The organism is Roseitalea sp. MMSF_3546, from assembly GCF_030732865.1.
Taxonomy (GTDB): domain Bacteria; phylum Pseudomonadota; class Alphaproteobacteria; order Rhizobiales; family Rhizobiaceae; genus Roseitalea.
Genome location: NZ_JASHKB010000001.1, coordinates 175,786 through 192,070, shown reverse-complemented (window position 1 = coordinate 192,070; position 16,285 = coordinate 175,786). Strand labels below are relative to the sequence as shown.

Annotated in this window: 16 protein-coding genes; 11 read left to right on the top strand and 5 right to left on the bottom strand. The window is 67.9% G+C overall.

The genetic code is table 11. From position 1 onward, the window contains the following. Positions 1–12 precede the first annotated feature (12 nt). From tsaB to RBB34_RS00940, 9 genes are all read left to right on the top strand, one after another. Positions 13–711 (top strand): tRNA (adenosine(37)-N6)-threonylcarbamoyltransferase complex dimerization subunit type 1 TsaB, encoded by a 699-nt coding sequence (tsaB, locus tag RBB34_RS00980; RefSeq protein WP_306117306.1) that lies wholly within the window; start codon positions 13–15, stop codon positions 709–711. Continuing rightward, positions 708–1,220, top strand: a complete 513-nt coding sequence (gene rimI, locus RBB34_RS00975) for a ribosomal protein S18-alanine N-acetyltransferase (protein ID WP_306117305.1) — start codon at positions 708–710, stop codon at positions 1,218–1,220. The genes tsaB and rimI overlap by 4 nt, the downstream gene beginning before the upstream one ends. Further along, on the top strand, positions 1,217–2,056 hold the full coding sequence (locus RBB34_RS00970; protein WP_306117304.1) for a lysophospholipid acyltransferase family protein: 840 nt from the start codon (positions 1,217–1,219) through the stop codon (positions 2,054–2,056). Before rimI ends, RBB34_RS00970 begins: the two co-directional genes overlap by 4 nt. Beyond that, positions 2,053–3,468, top strand: coding sequence for a tRNA (N6-isopentenyl adenosine(37)-C2)-methylthiotransferase MiaB (gene miaB, locus RBB34_RS00965; protein ID WP_306117303.1), 1,416 nt, complete (start codon positions 2,053–2,055; stop codon positions 3,466–3,468). Before RBB34_RS00970 ends, miaB begins: the two co-directional genes overlap by 4 nt. Positions 3,469–3,490: 22 nt before the next feature. After that, positions 3,491–4,516 (top strand): PhoH family protein, encoded by a 1,026-nt coding sequence (locus RBB34_RS00960; protein ID WP_306117302.1) that lies wholly within the window; start codon positions 3,491–3,493, stop codon positions 4,514–4,516. Continuing rightward, on the top strand, positions 4,491–5,021 hold the full coding sequence (ybeY, locus tag RBB34_RS00955; protein WP_306117301.1) for an rRNA maturation RNase YbeY: 531 nt from the start codon (positions 4,491–4,493) through the stop codon (positions 5,019–5,021). Before RBB34_RS00960 ends, ybeY begins: the two co-directional genes overlap by 26 nt. 81 nt (positions 5,022–5,102) lie before the next feature. Continuing rightward, positions 5,103–6,218, top strand: a complete 1,116-nt coding sequence (locus tag RBB34_RS00950; protein ID WP_346432520.1) for a hemolysin family protein — start codon at positions 5,103–5,105, stop codon at positions 6,216–6,218. A gap of 87 nt (positions 6,219–6,305) precedes the next feature. After that, the gene (gene lnt / locus RBB34_RS00945) at positions 6,306–7,919 is read left to right on the top strand and encodes an apolipoprotein N-acyltransferase (RefSeq protein WP_306117299.1); all 1,614 of its coding nucleotides are present in this window, start codon (positions 6,306–6,308) and stop codon (positions 7,917–7,919) included. Between the two features lie 124 nt (positions 7,920–8,043). Next, on the top strand, positions 8,044–8,466 hold the full coding sequence (locus tag RBB34_RS00940; protein WP_306117298.1) for a helix-turn-helix domain-containing protein: 423 nt from the start codon (positions 8,044–8,046) through the stop codon (positions 8,464–8,466). Between the two features lie 137 nt (positions 8,467–8,603). Here RBB34_RS00940 and RBB34_RS00935 read toward each other — a convergent pair whose 3' ends face one another. Both RBB34_RS00935 and RBB34_RS00930 read right to left on the bottom strand, forming a co-directional pair. Next, positions 8,604–10,343 carry a pilus assembly protein TadG-related protein gene (locus tag RBB34_RS00935; protein ID WP_306117297.1) on the bottom strand — a complete coding sequence of 580 codons (1,740 nt, stop codon included), beginning with the start codon at positions 10,341–10,343 and terminating at the stop codon, positions 8,604–8,606. Further along, positions 10,343–10,786 carry a TadE/TadG family type IV pilus assembly protein gene (locus tag RBB34_RS00930; RefSeq protein ID WP_306117296.1) on the bottom strand — a complete coding sequence of 148 codons (444 nt, stop codon included), beginning with the start codon at positions 10,784–10,786 and terminating at the stop codon, positions 10,343–10,345. Before RBB34_RS00930 ends, RBB34_RS00935 begins: the two co-directional genes overlap by 1 nt. A gap of 318 nt (positions 10,787–11,104) precedes the next feature. On the opposite strand from RBB34_RS00930, the gene RBB34_RS00925 reads away from it, so the two are divergent. Further along, complete coding sequence (locus RBB34_RS00925; RefSeq protein ID WP_306117295.1) at positions 11,105–12,238, top strand: alpha-D-ribose 1-methylphosphonate 5-triphosphate diphosphatase; 1,134 nt, start codon at positions 11,105–11,107, stop codon at positions 12,236–12,238. Positions 12,239–12,419: 181 nt separating this feature from the next. Continuing rightward, complete coding sequence (gene phnN, locus RBB34_RS00920; protein WP_306117294.1) at positions 12,420–12,983, top strand: phosphonate metabolism protein/1,5-bisphosphokinase (PRPP-forming) PhnN; 564 nt, start codon at positions 12,420–12,422, stop codon at positions 12,981–12,983. Between the two features lie 6 nt (positions 12,984–12,989). On the opposite strand, the gene RBB34_RS00915 is transcribed toward phnN, so the two are convergent. From RBB34_RS00915 to trpA, 3 genes are all read right to left on the bottom strand, one after another. Then, positions 12,990–14,270 (bottom strand): folylpolyglutamate synthase/dihydrofolate synthase family protein, encoded by a 1,281-nt coding sequence (locus RBB34_RS00915; protein ID WP_306117467.1) that lies wholly within the window; start codon positions 14,268–14,270, stop codon positions 12,990–12,992. Between the two features lie 94 nt (positions 14,271–14,364). Then, positions 14,365–15,402, bottom strand: coding sequence for an acetyl-CoA carboxylase, carboxyltransferase subunit beta (gene accD, locus RBB34_RS00910; protein WP_306117293.1), 1,038 nt, complete (start codon positions 15,400–15,402; stop codon positions 14,365–14,367). A 35-nt stretch (positions 15,403–15,437) separates the two neighbouring features. Further along, the gene (trpA, locus tag RBB34_RS00905; RefSeq protein WP_306117292.1) at positions 15,438–16,277 is read right to left on the bottom strand and encodes a tryptophan synthase subunit alpha; all 840 of its coding nucleotides are present in this window, start codon (positions 16,275–16,277) and stop codon (positions 15,438–15,440) included. Positions 16,278–16,285 lie beyond the last annotated feature (8 nt).

The following is a 16,285-nucleotide window of genomic DNA, read 5'->3' as shown; positions in this document are numbered from 1 at the left end:
CCACAGGCGATCATGCCGACCCTCGTGATCGACACCGCCGCACGCTACTGCTCGGCCTGCCTGTTCGACCCGCAGGCCGACCGTGTGCTGGCGTCGGACGAGCATGATATCGGTCGCGGTCACGCCGAACGGCTGATGGCGGTGATCGGCGCGGTCATGGCGCGGGCGGATATCGACTTTGCGGCGCTCGACGGGATCGCGGTGACCATCGGGCCGGGCTCGTTCACCGGGATTCGCGTGGGTGTTGCGGCCGCGCGCGGCTACGCGCTGGCGCTCGACGTGCCGGCGACAGGCGTCACCACGCTCGAGGCGCTCGCCATGCAGGCGGTCGCGGAGATCGCGCCCGACGCGCCATTCGGCACCGTCATTCAGGGCGGGCGCGGCCAACTCTTCATCCAGCATTTCGGCCCCGACGGCGCGGCACGCGACGAGCCCGCCGCCATCGCCGAGACCGAGGCGGCCGGTCGGATCGACGCCGGGACCGCCCTTTTGGTCGGCAACGGCGCGGGACCTGCGGCCGCGTCGATCGCGGCATCCGGGCGCGCCGCGCCTTGCGCCGCCATCGACCGGCCCGTCGGCACGATCGAAGCGGTGGCGCGCGCCGGCATGCGCTTCAGCCACCGGCCCGTTCCGCTCTATCTGCGCGAGGCCGACGCCAAACCGCAATCGGGCTTTGCGCTGCCGCGCGCCACAACGGAGCCCGTGCGATGAGATGGCTGTTCGGGCTGTGGCCGGCCGACCAGATCGCGATCCATCCCTTCGAGGCCGATCATGTGCACGATGCCGCCCAGATCCACGCGGCCAATTTCGCCCGGCCCTGGACCGATGGCGAGATCGCCACGCTTTCGGGCCGCGACGGGGTCTTCGGCTTCGTCGCGCGCGGCACGGACTGGTGGGGCACGGCGACCGTCGGCTTCGTGCTGGCGCGGATGGCGGCCGACGAGGCCGAAATCCTGACCATCGCGGTCAAACCGGACTGGCAGGGCTATGGCGTCGGTCGGCGGCTGATGGACGGTGTCCTGACCCATGCCTATCGCGAGCGCATCGCCTCGGTGTTCCTGGAGGTCGACGAGACCAACGCCGCGGCGCGCGCGCTCTATCAGCGGCTCGGCTTCGTGACCGTGGGCGACCGGCCGGACTACTATGCGGGCGCCGACGCGCAGAAGTCGCGCGCCATCGTGATGCGGCGCGACGCGCCGGCCAGGCGAGCCTGGCGGTGAACGGCACCGTTCGCGCCGTGCTGGCGGCGGCGGCCATCGCGACGGTCACGATCGCCCTGCTGCCGGTGCATCTGGTCGCGCAATGGCGCGGCATGGCGCTGCGCAAGCGCACCGCGCGGCTGTGGCATCGGGCCGCCGCCCGGGCGCTCGGCCTGCGCATCCTTGTCCACGGCACGCCGCCGGCGCCCGGTCGGCCGGGCGTGCTGATCGCGGCGAACCATGTCTCCTGGCTCGATATCGTCGCGCTCGGGGCGGTGGCCGAGGTCAGTTTCATCGCCAAGGACGAGGTCCGGGGGTGGCCGTTCTTCGGCCTGCTCGCCAGGCTGCAGGACAGCGTCTTCATCGACCGCAGCGTGCGCAGCGCCACCGGCCGGCAGGCGGCGACGATCGGCGACCGGCTGGCGCGCGGCGACGATCTTGTCCTGTTTGCGGAGGGGACCACCTCCTGCGGCAATTTCGTTCGTCCCTTCAAGTCCGCGCTGTTCGGCGCGCTCGGCGTCGGCCGGCGCGGTGACCGGCGGCCCATGGGCCAGGTCGTGCCCGCGGCCATCGCCTATGTCGGTGCCGACGGCATGCCGCTCGGACGCTTCGGCCGGCCGCTGGCGGCCTGGCCGGGCGACATCGCCATGGCGCCGCATCTTTGGCGCGTGCTGCGCGAGGGGCGCATCGACATCGCCATCGCCTTCGGTGCGCCGATCGGCGTCGACGCGGCGACCGACCGCAAGGCGCTTGCCGCGACCGCCGAAGAGCAGGTGCGCGCCATGGTCTCGGCGCTGCTGCGCGGCCGCGCCCCCGCTTCCCCCACGCCGCAAAAAACGCTAGAACGCGCCCCATGAGCGATCGCAATCCGCCCGCCCGCCACGACCGGCCGAACACCCGCAAGGTCTTCGTGAAGACCTTTGGGTGCCAGATGAACGTCTATGACAGCCAGCGCATGGCCGATGCGCTGGCGCGCGACGGCTTTGTCGAGACCGATGCGCCCGACGAGGCGGACATGGTGCTGCTCAACACCTGCCACATCCGCGAAAAGGCGGCCGAAAAGGTCTATTCGGAGATCGGGCGGCTCAAGCAGTTGCGCGCCCGCCGGAACAAGGCGGGCGGCGATCTGATGATCGGCGTTGCCGGCTGCGTCGCCCAGGCCGAGGGCGCCGAGATCGTGCGCCGCGCGCCGGCGGTCGATTTCGTCGTCGGGCCGACAACCTATCACCGGCTGCCCGAGATCATAGCCCGGGCGCGTGGGGGCGAGGCCGTCGTCGATACCGAGTTCGCGGTCGAGGACAAGTTCGAGCACCTGCCGGCGCAGGATCGGCGCCAGGTCCGCAGCCGGGGGGTGAGCGCCTTTTTGACCGTGCAGGAGGGCTGCGACAAGTTCTGCACCTTCTGCGTTGTGCCCTATACGCGCGGCGCCGAGGTCTCCCGGCCGGTCGCCCAGATCGTCGATGAGGCGCGGCGGCTCGCCGCGGCGGGCGTGCGCGAGATCACGCTTTTGGGCCAGAACGTCAATGCCTGGCACGGCGAGGGCCCGGACGGCCGCCAATGGGGCCTTGGCGCCTTGCTGCACGAACTGGCGAAGATCGACGGCCTTGCGCGCCTGCGCTACACCACCAGCCATCCGCGCGACATGGATGACGCGCTGATCGCCGCGCATCGCGACCTGGACATGCTGATGCCCTATCTGCACCTGCCGGTGCAGGCGGGCTCCGACCGCGTCCTGAAGGCGATGAACCGCCGGCACACCGCCGACGACTATCGACGGCTGGTCGACCGCATCCGCACGGCGCGGCCGGATATCGCGCTATCGGGCGATTTCATCGTGGGCTTTCCCGGCGAGGGCGAGGACGATTTCGAGGCGACGATGCGGATCGTGCGCGATGTCGGCTATGCACAGGCGTTTTCGTTCAAATATTCGACGCGGCCCGGGACGCCGGGCGCGGACATGGACGCGCAGGTCGACGAGCGGGTCAAGACCGAACGCCTTCATCGCCTGCAGGCGCTGCTCGGCGAGCAGCAGGCGGCCTTCATGGCCTCGCTCGCCGGGACCAGCATCGCGGTGCTGCTGGAAAAGCCGGGCCGGGAACCGGGACAGCTCGTTGGACGTTCACCCTTCCTGCAGCCGGTCATCTGTGATGAAACTGTCGGAAAGATCGGCGATATAGTGACGGTGCGAATCGATCGGGCTTCGACCAACAGCCTGATCTCGGAAGGCGTGGCGGCAGCCGGCCGCAGCGAGCGCAGGGACGCGGCATGACCGAACTGAACGGGCGGTTCGTTTGAGCACGAGCGGGGTCAAGCTGCAGACGGCGCCGCATGGTGCATCCGATCTCGCCCACATCGTCCTGACGTTCGACAACAATCACCATGCGCGCGGCCTGTTCGGCCAGTTCGACCAGAACCTGGCCCTGATCGAGCAGCAGCTGGGCGTGGATGTGCGTGCGCGCGGCAACCAGGTGACCATCAAGGGCGAACCGGTGGCCACCGAACAGGCCCGGCGCGCGCTCGACTGGCTCTATGACAGGATGGAAAGCGAGGGGCTGGAGCCGGAGGCCTCCGACGTCGAAGGCGCGCTGCGGATGGCAATGGCGGACGACGACCAGCTCTCGCTGCCAACGCTCGATGGCGCGCACCGCCTCGCCGCCGCGCAGATCGCCACGCGCAAGCGCACCGTCAGCGCGCGCACGCCCAATCAGGACGCCTATATGCGGGCGCTCGAACGCGCCGAACTGGTGTTCGGCATCGGCCCGGCGGGCACCGGCAAGACCTTCCTGGCCGTCGCCCACGCCGCCATGCTGCTCGAGCGCGGCCAGGTCGACCGCATCATCCTGTCGCGTCCGGCGGTGGAGGCGGGCGAACGGCTCGGCTTTCTGCCCGGAGACATGAAGGAAAAGGTCGATCCCTATCTTCGCCCGCTTTACGACGCGCTCTACGACATGATCCCCGGCGAGAAGGTGGAGCGCGCGCTCGCCGCCGGCGTCATCGAGATCGCCCCGCTCGCCTTCATGCGCGGGCGCACGCTGTCCCACGCCGCGGTGATCCTCGACGAGGCGCAGAACACCACGTCGATGCAGATGAAGATGTTCCTGACGCGGCTTGGCGAGAATGCGCGCATGATCGTCACGGGCGATCCCAGCCAGGTCGACCTGCCGCCCGGCCAGAGATCGGGTCTGATCGAGGCGCTGGACCTGCTCGCCGGTGTGGAAGGCATCGTCACGGTGCGCTTCGGCGAGGCCGATGTGGTGCGCCATCCGCTGGTGGCGCGCATCGTCGCCGCCTATGATCGTGCCGGCGGCAGGGATTGACCGGCGCGTGGCGACACCGACACCGCCTGCCGTCGATATCGCGATCACCGCCCCGGACTGGCCGCCGGAGGCCGAACTCGCCGCTCTTGTGACGTCCGCGCTGGCGGCCACGTTCGACCGCCTTGGGGCCGATGGCAGCGAGAGCGAGCTTTCGGTGGTCTTCGCCGACGATGCCGCCATCGCGGCGCTGAACGCGCAATGGCGCGGCCAGGACAAGCCAACCAATGTGCTGTCCTTTCCGGTCTTCGCGGTGGCACCGGGGGATCGGCTGCCGCCCATGCTCGGCGACATCGTGCTGGCGCGCGAAACGATTGCGCGCGAGGCAGGCATTGACGGCAAAAGCGTCGATGCCCATCTGACTCACCTGATTGTTCATGGAATCTTGCATCTTCTGGGTTATGATCACGTCAAAGACAGCCAAGCCGAGCAGATGGAGCGCCTTGAACGCGTGATACTGGCCGATCTGGGAATGGACGATCCCTACGCGCCGGTTTCCGACAGCTAAGAGACAATGGAAGACCGACAATCGAACGCCAAGGCGCCGGATGCGCCTTCCAGCCAGGACCCCGATCCCTCGAGTACGGGGTTGCCGGCTGTCCTCCCCGCCAGAAAGCAGCCGGGCTTCTTCCAGCGCCTGGCCTATCTGTTCCGGCCGCAAGGCCATGTGACCATCCGCGAGAACCTGCAGGATGCGCTGGCCGCGCCAAGACCCGGCGACCAGACCATCTCGGCCGACGAGCGGGTGATGCTGCACAACATATTGCGGCTGCGCGAGGTGCGCGTTGTCGACGTGATGGTGCCGCGCGCCGAGGTCGAGGCGATCGACCTGTCAACGACGCTGGGCGAGTTGCTCGCGCACTTCGAGACCTCCGGGCACAGCCGGATGCCGGTCTACAACGAAACGCTCGACGATCCGCGCGGCATGGTGCACATCCGCGATGTCGTCACATACCTGACCAAGACCGCGCGCCGGCGCACGCGCCGCGGCGGCCGCCAGGCCAGCGCCGGCAACGGCAAGGGCAACGGCGCCAAGGCCAATGGCCAGACAGACGGCAAGGCTTCGGCGCCGGGGCTCGATTTCTCGCGGATCGATTTCTCCAGGACGATCGGAGAGCTCAAGCTGATGCGGGACGTGCTGTTCGTGCCGCCGTCCATGCTCGCCTCGGACCTTATGGCCCGGATGCAGACCCAGCGCATCCAGATGGCGCTGGTGATCGACGAATATGGCGGCACGGACGGGCTCGTCTCGCTCGAAGACGTGGTCGAGATGGTTGTCGGCGACATCGAGGACGAGCATGACGAGGACGAGATCCAGATCGAGCGCAAGGACGAGAACACCTTCATCGTCGATGCGCGAATCGAGGTGGTCGAAGCGGGCAAGGAACTGGGCGAGGATTTCGTCGCCGCCGCACAGCGCGAGGACGAAAATGTCGACACGATCGGCGGGCTGATCTTCTCGATCCTGGGCCACGTGCCGGTGCGCGGCGAGGTGATCCCGTCATTCGCCGGCTACGAGATGGAGGTGCTGGACGCCGATCCGCGCCGCATCCGCCGCGTGCGTCTGGTGCGCCTCAAGCAGCCGCATCGGCGCGGCGCGGCGCGGCGCGAGACACCGGCCTTGCCGGCGCCGGCCAATGTCAACGAGCCACGGGACCAGCAAGGCGCCAAACCGCAACGCGAACCGGCCACACCGGCGCAATAGTCGCCCCTTGGCAGCCGCAATGCAGCCGTCGCACGGGTCGGGCGGGCCTGCTATGGCTGATGGCGGGTTGATTCGGATGCGGCAGACATGGAACGACTTGCGCAACGCATCTTGCTGCTGACCGGCTGGCGGCGCGCCGGTCTTGCGATCGGCCTTGGCGCTGTCAGCGCACTCGCCCAGGCCCCGTTCCATCTGTTCATCGTCCTGTTCGCGACGTTCCCCGCGCTCGTCTGGTTGCTCGACGGTGCGGTGCCGGAAGGCACGGGCCGGGCGTGGCTTGCCTGGCTGCCGGCCTTTGCGACCGGCTGGCTGTTCGGGCTGGGCTACTTCACCGCCGGCCTGTGGTGGATCTCCAACGCGCTGCTGGTCGAGGCACCGGAATTTGCCTGGGCGATTCCGCTGGCCGTGCTCGGCCTGCCCGCGATCCTGGCCGTGTTCTACGGCGCGGCCTGCGCGCTCGCCTGGCTGTTCTGGTCGGGCGGCGTGACGCGCATCTTCGCGCTTGCCGCCGCGTTCGGCCTGGCCGAATGGGCGCGCGGCTTCGTGCTGACCGGCTTTCCCTGGCATACGCTCGGCTACGCCATCATGCCCGTGCCGGTCATGATGCAATCGGTGGCGCTGGGCGGCATCTTCGCGATGAGCGCCTTTGCCGTTCTGGTCTTCGCGCTGCCGGCGCAGTTCGCGGCCGGGCGAAGGGCCGGCAATGTGGCGAGCGCGCTGTCGCTGGTCCTGCTGGGTGCGCATATCGGCTTTGGCGCCTGGCGTCTGGCACAGGCTCCTGAGCCGGATGCGGCAGACGGCCCGGTGCTGCGTCTGGTCCAGCCGGCAATCTCGCAAGAGCGAAAGATGGACGAGGCAAGCCGCCAGGAGGATTTCCGCCTGCTGCTCGACCTGACCGCCCTGCCGCCCGGCCACGACGCCCAGGCGCCCGACATCGTCATCTGGCCGGAAACCTCGGTGCCCTTCATCCTGACGCGCGAGCCGGGCGCGCTGAGCGCCATCGGCGAGGCACTGGGCGAGGAACAGGCGCTGCTGGCCGGCGCGATCCGCGAGGAACCGGCCGAGGCCGGCGGCAACCGGTTCTACAACTCGGTCATGGCAATCAGTGCCGAAGGCGTGATCGACGCCGCCTCCGACAAGGTGCATCTGGTCCCCTTCGGCGAATACCTGCCCCTTGCCGGTTGGCTGGAAGGGATCGGCCTGCGTGCCGTCGCCGCCGCAGATCGCGGCTATTCGGCGGCGCCCGGCCGCGCGCTGATCACGCTTGCCGGCGGCTTCACCGTCCTGCCGCTGATCTGCTACGAGGCGATCTTTCCGCGGCTTGTCGCGGCACCGGCAATCGCCGATGTCGACGTGATCGTCAACGTCACCAACGACGCCTGGTTCGGCCGCACGCCAGGGCCGTGGCAGCACCTGCACAAGGCACGGCTGCGCCCGGTGGAGACCGGCCTGCCGATGGTGCGGGTCGCCAACAATGGCATCTCCGCCGTGGTCGACCCCTATGGCCGATTCGTCGCTCGAATTGACATTGATTCGCGTGGCGTCACCGACGTGACCTTGCCCTCCGGAATACAACCAATGCTGACAAGTGCGCAGCGTAAATACACCTTTTGGTTGTTTCTTGCGGTACTTTCAGCTATTGCGGTTATCGGGTCGTTGCGGCGCCGGCGTTTCGGGCGAATTCACAGGCCAGACGATTGACACAATCAGTGCCCGCGGCTCATACGTAGCAGGCCGAGCAGGGGGCTGCGTATCGCGGTGCGCAAGGCGAAGCATCTGGTCCTATTGTGGAAATTGTCCGCATCACCGGCGGAAGGGACGCAGAATGAGCGATAAGAAGAAACAACCCAATCCAATCGACGTACACGTCGGCAGCCGTATTCGCCTGCGCCGCACAATGCTTGGAATGAGCCAGGAAAGGCTTGGGGAGAGCCTCGGGATCACCTTTCAGCAGGTGCAGAAATACGAAAAGGGCACCAATCGCGTCGGTGCCAGCCGGCTGCAGAACATCGCCTCGATCCTGAACGTGCCCGTGTCGTTTTTCTTCGAGGATGCACCCGGCGATTCGCCCGTCGTGTCCGAATCGGGCTTCGAGGAGAGCGCCACGACCTATGTCGTGAACTTCCTGTCCAGCTCGGAAGGCCTGCAACTCAATCGAGCATTCGTGAAGATCGCCGACCCGAAGGTCCGCCGCCGGGTGATCGAACTGGTCAAGTCGCTCGCCGACGAAGACGACACACCCCTGTGACCGCCCAGCCCGAAGCGATGTGAACCGGATCGGCGGCGCCGGCCGATCTCGCAGCTGCGGCCAGTGCCCGGTCGGGCAAAGGCCTTTTCTGGCAGCAGTCGGCGGCCCGCATTCGGCGACCGACCGCCACCCGGGGGTTATTGAACCAGAACGGCGCGCTGGCAGGTGACGCCATGGACCCGCACGTCCGCCTCGCCCACACGCACGCCGAGCACGGTCAGAAGACCGTAGACGACCTGATCGAGCGGGGCGGCCAGCGGCGTGATCAGGCCGCTGACGGTGCGCGTCACCAGACCGGGCAGATTGAGCCCCAGGATCGCAACCTGCACCTCCAGATCGAGATCGCCGATGAGCGACGCAACGACGGAGTTGACATAGTCGCGTGTGGCGACCTGCTTGATCGTCTGCTGCTCGATGTCGCGGTGATCGAAGCTGATGTCCTGGTAGGCCTGATTGCCGATCTCCAGATGTGCCTGGCCCTTCACCCTTATCAGTGGCGCCGAAACGATTCGCGCCGGCCCGGTATCGGGCGTGTCGGCAAATCGACGGAAGCTGTCGCGGTCGACCTCGGCGATCCACAGATCGGCGATGCCGGGACGCGCCTCCACTTCCACCCGTGCCGATTCCGGCCGGCCGGAGGGGCACGAGACGCTCTTCAGTCGCGCTTCGGCATAGGCGAGTTCGAGATAGAGCGGCAGGCGCACGCCGGTGCTCGACAAAAGGCCCGTGCCGCCCACCCGCGCCTCGATGTAAAGCCGCGTCTGCGCGGTGCGAACGGTCTCGCCGCCATCGCCCACGGCGAACCATGCAATGTTCTGCGGCGGCTCGCCGATCGCAAGGTCGACGGTCAGCGCGGCAAGGCCGGGCACGACGAGGCCGAGATCGAGCGCGACCTGGTTTTCGCCGTCGCCGAGCGCGGCGGCCGCCGTCAACACCTGCATGACGCCGACGGCGGCGTCCAATGCCGAAGGCCCCTCGCCCAGCGCCAGTTGGCCCAGGGCGCCCAGGTCGAACATGTGCGACAGCGGCACCGAAACGCCGGCCGCGCCATGGTCGTTGGCGAGCTTGACGAGTGCCGACCGAGCGCCGGGCGAACCCGTCAGATCGGCGGCGACCGCGGCGATGTCGCCGATGCTTACGGCGCTGTCGAGAACATCGTCATAGGTGCCGGCGGTGATGCCGATCTCGCTCGCCAGTCCGTCGATGAAGCTCAGCAGGTCGACATCGGCATCGATCAGCGCCTCGTAGTCCATGACCGACAGCGACACATTGGTGCCGAGCAAGCCGTTGAGCAGCGCGTTCAGCAGGCCGTCGTCGACCCGCGCCAGCCGCGATCCGACCGAGAAGGCCGCCTTGGCCTCGCCATGCCCGATGCCGCTTGCGACGATCTTCGGGTCGTCGATCAGGCCGGCGCCGAAGAAGAGCTGGCCCTCAATGTGCATGGTCACGCGCACAGCGTTGTGGGGATAGCCGCCCGGCGTGAAGCGGTCCTGGGGTGCCAGAGCGGGGTCAGGCCGGTAATGACCCTTTTCGACCAGCACGAGGTTCTGCCCGCCGGACACGGCCTCCTCGACGATCTCGTCGAGCGCATCGCCGGGCTCGACAGACTTCACCAGGACCGAGCCGACGCCATTGTCGCTCATGGTCAGTTTCACGGCGCGTTCGGCATCGTCCAGGTTGGCGGCGGCGGTGATGGCGGCAAGATCGACCAGCGACTGCGCTTCGCGGCGTTCGAGATAAAGCGATCCTGCATCGACGGCGATCGCTGCCAGCCCCACGGCTATCGGCATGAAGAGGGCGGACATGATCGCGACATTGCCGCGCGTTTGGCGCCGCAGTGCGAAGAGCCGGCGCCGCGCTCGTGCGAGAATGGCCATCATACGCCTCCCACGCGAATGGTGGAGGTCCGCATGATCATCTGCTCGGGCAGAGGCAGGGGGACATGCAGGTTCCAGATCGGCAGCTGCCTTGCGTCATAGCTCACCGACACCAGAAACTGGCTGGCATCGCGCGCACTGCCGGCGGCGCTGATCGTCACCGCTTCGGGATCGATCAGCATGTACTGGCTTGAGTTCAGGCTGACGAACCTCTCGGCCAGGCGGGTCCGCTCGTCTTCGTCGAGCCCGGCAACGCTGGCACGCGCCGCATCGGCGGCCAGTTGCTGCATGGAGTGGGCGGCACCGAAATAGATTCCATAGGCGATCATCCCGAACATGAGCAGTATGAAGACCGGACCGACGATGGCAAGTTCGACGGCGACCGTCCCCTCACGCGCGCGGCCTAGCCGGCGAAACGAACTCCTGTGTGTTGAGCGTGGCATGGTGGTCCCCCTTTTCGACAGGTGCGATTATTGTCCAGCGCACTTGAAGGCCACCTTTCCCCAAAAATTAAAATTCGCGCTATGCCCGCTCCGTTTGAAATCTAATCTTCCATGTCGTACGATTTACGACGAATTCACACGACTCGGGCATGATCTCGCCCTGTCAATACTATTCCAGATTGCGCTTTTCGGCGCAGCATTTCACGGTTGCATGCGCATGCGGTTGGCCCTCGGCGCGGGCAGTCACTGTGACGTCACAAACAACAATGATATGACGGGGCTTGTCGCGCGATCTATTGGGGTCACCAAGCCACGCCCATGACGACCGTTCTGACCAATGCCCGCTGCGTGCTCGAGGACACGATCATGCACGGCACGATCGTCATCGACGGACGCGTTATCACCGAGATCGGCGAGGGCGTCGCCAGGACGGGCGAGGATGTCGGCGGCGACTACATCATCCCCGGCCTGATCGAATTGCACACCGACCATCTCGAACAGCACTATGCGCCGCGCCCCGGCGTGCGCTGGCCGCTGACGGCGGCGATCCAGGCCCACGATTCGCAGATCGCCGCCTCCGGCATCACCACCGTCTTCGACTGCCTGCGCCTGGGGTCGGACGAGGAAGGCGGCTTCGAGCGAGGCGAGATGCGCGCCATGGCCGACGCCATCAAGGCGAGCCAGGCCGAAGGCCGGCTGCGCGCCGAACACCGCATTCACCTGCGCTGCGAGGTCTCGTCCGCCGATGTGATGGACCATTTCGCCGCGTTCGAGGACGACGAGAGCGTCGGCCTTGTCTCGCTGATGGACCATACGCCCGGCCAGCGCCAGTTCCAGACGCTCGACCAGTACGAGCTGTACTACAAGACCAAGCGCGGGCTTTCCGACGAGGCGTTCCGCGCCTTTGTCGAACGCCGGCAGATGCAGGCGGCGATCTATTCGGACAGGCATCGCCACGCGCTGGCAGCCATTTGCGGTGCGCGCGGCATCGCCCTTGCCAGCCATGACGATGCGACGCTCGACCATGTCGAGGAAGCGATGTCCTTCAACGTGTCGGTGGCCGAATTTCCCACATCGATGGAAGCGGCGCGGGCAAGCCACGAAGCGGGCCTGGGTGTGCTGATGGGCGCGCCGAACGTGGTGCGCGGCAAGTCCCATTCGGGCAATATCGCCGCGCGCACTTTGGCCGAGGCAGGGGTCCTGGACGTGCTTTCGTCGGACTACGTCCCGTTCAGCCTGGTCTATGCGCCGTTTCTCCTGGCCGACCAGGTCGAGCGGATCGCGCTGCCCGAGGCGGTCGCCATGGTCACCGCCAATCCGGCGCGTCAGGTCGGCCTGAACGATCGCGGCGCATTGCGGCCGGGGCTGCGGGCCGATCTGGTGCGGGTCGGCCGCCAGGAGGGCGTGCCCGTGGTCCGCCAGGTCTGGCGCGAGGGGCAAAGGGTCGCCTGAAGCGTTCTGTGATGAGATTGAATCGATCCTGTTTCCCGGTCGGCGAGGCGATCCACCAGCACAAGCGCGCGGCGCGTGGCGGGGCGACGGGCAAGCGCTTGAACGCCGTGGGCGTCCGCCGGCCGGAACCCCACCCGAACCGGCCCGGCACAATGGCTCAATCCGACCGCGGAACGCTGCAATGACCGGCGTGCTCGTCGCCGTGGTCGGTGCAAGCGGCGTCGGCAAGGATGCCGTGATCGGCGTTGCCCGCCAACGGCTCGGCGAACGCCATGACATCATGTTCGTGCGACGGACAATCAGCCGGCCCGCCGATGCGGGCGGCGAGGACCATCGGCCGGTCAGCGAGGCGGAGTTCGGCGCGCTCGAACGGGCCGGTGCGTTCTGCGCGAGCTGGCGGGCGCACGGGCTCGGCTACGGGCTGCCGCGCGCGGCGCTGGACCATGTCGAGGCCGGCGGCATTGCCGTTGCCAACGGCTCGCGCCGCGCTCTGCCCGCCATCCGATCGCGCTTCGTGACGGTGCGTGTCGTCGAGATCACCGCCGCGCCGGAGGTGATCGCGGATCGGCTGGCCGCGCGCGGCCGCGAAACCGCCGATCAGATCGCGGCGCGACTGGCACGACGCGTCGAGGCGCATCTGGCCGTTCCCGGCCTGATCGCCATCGACAATTCCGGGCCGCTGGAACGGGCGGGCGAAGCGCTTGCCAAGCTGATCGCCGAGCTTGCATCGCCGGCCGTGAGCTGACGGCCGTCAATCGGGCAGCGTGCCGTTGGCGCGCAGCACCTCGCCGGCGAGATAGAGCGAGCCGCAGATGACGATGCGCGGCGGCCGCTCGAGCCCGTTCCAGCTTTCGGTCAGAAGCCTCAGCGCGGCGGGCACGTCGTCCATCGGCTCGGCCGACAGCCCCGCCGCCAGGGCCTGGTCGGCGAGAAAGCCGGGGTCGGCGCCCGCCTCGGTGCCCGGTACCGGCACGGTGAAGACATGGCGGGCGAGCCCTTCGAAGACGCTGAAATACCCCGGTGCATCCTTGCTGGCGAGCATGGCGGCGATCAGAAAGAGCGGGCGCTCGACCTCCTCCTCGCGCGCGGCCACGAATTCGGCGACCATCAGGGCGCCGTCGCGATTGTGGCCGCCGTCGAGCCAGATTTCGGCGCCGGGCGGCGCCAGATCGACGAGACGGCCCGCATCGAGCCGCTGCATGCGGGCCGGCCAGTCGGCAGCGGCCATGGCGCGCTCCATCGCCGCCTCGGACATCTCGAAGCCGCCGGCGCGCACGGCCGCGATCGCCGCGGCGGCGTTGGTGAGCTGGTGGCGGCCGCGCAGGCCGGGCAGCGGCAGGTCCAGAAGCGACACCGCGTCCTGATAGACCATCCGGCCATGCTCCTCGAAGGCCAGGAAATCCTCTCCATAGACGATGGCCGGACAACCCAGCGCCTCGGCGCGGGCGATCAGCACGTCGCGCGCAGTCGGATGGGTCTGCGCGCCGATCACGACGGGCACGCCGGGCTTCATGATGCCGGCCTTCTCGCCGGCGATCAGTTCGACCGTGTCGCCCAGATAGGCCTGGTGGTCGAGGCCGATCTGCGTGATCACGCTGACCCTTGGCCGGGTGATCACATTGGTCGCGTCGGCGCGGCCGCCAAGGCCGACCTCGAGCACGGCGGCATCGGCGGGCTGCTCGCTGAACAGGACGAACATGACCGCCGTCAGGATCTCGAACACGGTGATCCTGGCGCCGCCATTGGCGCTGGCGACGCGACGCACGGTCTCGGCAAGCAGGGCGTCGTCGACCAGATTGCCGCCGAGCCGGAAGCGCTCGTGCCAGCGCACCAAATGCGGCGATGTGTGCACATGGGTGCGCAGACCGGCTGCCTCGAGCAGGGCGCGGCAGAAGGCGGCGCACGAACCCTTGCCGTTGGTGCCGGCGATGTGGATGGTCGGCGGCAGCCGGTCCTGCGGGTCGCCGAGCACGCCCAGCAGCCGGCGCACGCGACCCAGCGAGAGGTCGAAGCCCTTGGGATGCAGCGCCATGAGCGCCTCGATCTCGGCCGTGGCGCGGTCGGGCTGCACGAGGTCCGTGCCCGGCGAAACCGGGCCGAGATGCTTGTCCATGCCGGCGATCCCTTCAGGCGCTGGACGCGGTCTTTGGCGGCGCCTCTTCGGCTTGCGAAGCCGCCACCGGTTCGTTCTGCGCGGTCTCCTCGCCTGAAGGCTCGCGCGCGGCTGCCGTTTCGGCGGGAAATTCGCCATTGGCCAGCACGGCGCCATTGGCGGGGGCGGGCTGGTCCGGTGCCGGTTCCTCGACCACAAGCGCCTCGCGACCGGTCAGCATGCGCAAGAGCCGGGCAATGGTGCGCCGCAGTTCCGGGCGCGGCACCACCATGTCGACCATGCCGTGATCGAGCAGATATTCGGCACGCTGGAACCCATCGGGCAGCTTCTCGCGGATGGTCTGCTCGATGACGCGGGCGCCGGCAAAGCCGATCACGGCACCAGGTTCGGCGATGTGGATATCGCCGAGCATGGCATAGGACGCCGACACGCCGCCGGTGGTCGGGTTCGTCAGCACCACGATATAGGGCAGTCCCGCGTCCTTGAGCATCTGCACGGCGATCGTGGTGCGCGGCAGTTGCATCAGCGACAGGATGCCCTCCTGCATGCGTGCGCCGCCCGAGGCGGCGAACAGCACCATCGGGCACTGTCTTTCGACGGCGGTCTCGAAGCCCTTGATGATCGCTTCGCCGGCGGCCATGCCGAGCGAACCGCCCATGAACGCGAAATCGTGCACCGTGGTGACGATCTGCATGCCGTCGAGCGTGCCGGTGGCGTTGATGATGGAGTCCTCAAGGCCGGTCTTGGCGCGGTTGTCGCGCAGCCGGTCGGCATATTTCTTCTGGTCGCGAAACTTGAGCGGATCCTGGGCGACTTCGGGATTGTCGATCTCGGTGAAGCGGCCCTCGTCATAAAAGTGCCCCAGGCGCTCGCGCGCCGAGATCTTCATGTGATGGCCCGAATTGGGGATCACCCACTGGTTCGCCTCGACATCCCGGTGAAAGACCATCTCTCCGGATTCGGGACACTTGATCCAGAGGTTTTCGGGTGTCTCGCGCCGCCCCAGCATCGAGTTCAGGCGCGGGCGCACATAGCTGGTGATCCAGTTCATGGCGAACTCCTGTTGGAGCGCCTCATGTGGACCATCTATTCGGCGGCTTCAAGGCGGGCGCCGCGCACGCCGGCCGCCAGGCCACCGACCAGCGTGCCGACCGCGGCGACGGTGTCGGGCGTGGCGCGCTCTTCATCGTCGAGCGAGTTGACGATGGCCTGCACGATGGCGGTTCCGACGACCACGCCATCGGCATCGCGCCCGATGGTCCGGGCCTGCTCGGCGGTCTTGACGCCAAAGCCGACGCAGACCGGCAGCGGCGTGTGCGCCTTGATGCGCGACACCGCCTGGCCGACCGCGCCGGTGTCGGCGATGGCCGAGCCGGTGATGCCTGTCATCGACACGTAGTAGACAAAGCCCGAGGTGTTGGCGAGCACGGTCGGCAGGCGCCTGTCGTCGGTGGTCGGCGTGGCCAGGCGAATGAAGCTGATGCCCGCGTCCAGCGCGGGCAGGCACAATTCGCCATCCATCTCCGGCGGCAGGTCGACGACGATCAGCCCGTCGAGCCCGGCCTCGCCGGCATCGGCGAGGAACCGGTCGACGCCATGGATGTAGATCGGGTTGTAATAGCCCATCAGCACGATGGGCGTTTCGGTGTCGGCGCGGCGAAACCGGCGCACCATGTCGAGGGTCCGCGCCAGCGTCTGGCCGCCGCTGAGCGCACGCTGGCCGGCGGCCTGGATCGCCGGCCCGTCGGCCATGGGATCGGAAAACGGCATGCCGAGCTCGATGATGTCGGCGCCCGCCCCGGGCAGCGCGGCCATGATCTCGACGGAGGTGTCGAAGTCGGGATCGCCGCCCATGATGTAGGTGACGAGCGCCGGGCGATCTTCATCGCGCAGGCGGGCGAACAGCGTGTCGAAACGGTTGGTCATTGTCTTCC

Bases quoted from the DNA above. Each gene is read 5' to 3' on its own strand.
- RBB34_RS00915 (WP_306117467.1), bottom strand. From the start codon at position 14,270: ATGGCGCTGCATCCCAAGGGCTTCGACCTCTCGCTGGGTCGCGTGCGC.
- lnt (WP_306117299.1), top strand. From the start codon at position 6,306: ATGGAACGACTTGCGCAACGCATCTTGCTGCTGACCGGCTGGCGGCGC.
- miaB (WP_306117303.1), top strand. From the start codon at position 2,053: ATGAGCGATCGCAATCCGCCCGCCCGCCACGACCGGCCGAACACCCGC.
- RBB34_RS00925 (WP_306117295.1), top strand. From the start codon at position 11,105: ATGACGACCGTTCTGACCAATGCCCGCTGCGTGCTCGAGGACACGATC.
- tsaB (WP_306117306.1), top strand. From the start codon at position 13: ATGCCGACCCTCGTGATCGACACCGCCGCACGCTACTGCTCGGCCTGC.
- rimI (WP_306117305.1), top strand. From the start codon at position 708: ATGAGATGGCTGTTCGGGCTGTGGCCGGCCGACCAGATCGCGATCCAT.
- phnN (WP_306117294.1), top strand. From the start codon at position 12,420: ATGACCGGCGTGCTCGTCGCCGTGGTCGGTGCAAGCGGCGTCGGCAAG.
- RBB34_RS00935 (WP_306117297.1), bottom strand. From the start codon at position 10,343: ATGGCCATTCTCGCACGAGCGCGGCGCCGGCTCTTCGCACTGCGGCGC.
- RBB34_RS00930 (WP_306117296.1), bottom strand. From the start codon at position 10,786: ATGCCACGCTCAACACACAGGAGTTCGTTTCGCCGGCTAGGCCGCGCG.
- RBB34_RS00940 (WP_306117298.1), top strand. From the start codon at position 8,044: ATGAGCGATAAGAAGAAACAACCCAATCCAATCGACGTACACGTCGGC.
- accD (WP_306117293.1), bottom strand. From the start codon at position 15,402: ATGAACTGGATCACCAGCTATGTGCGCCCGCGCCTGAACTCGATGCTG.
- ybeY (WP_306117301.1), top strand. From the start codon at position 4,491: ATGATCGTGCCGGCGGCAGGGATTGACCGGCGCGTGGCGACACCGACA.
- trpA (WP_306117292.1), bottom strand. From the start codon at position 16,277: ATGACCAACCGTTTCGACACGCTGTTCGCCCGCCTGCGCGATGAAGAT.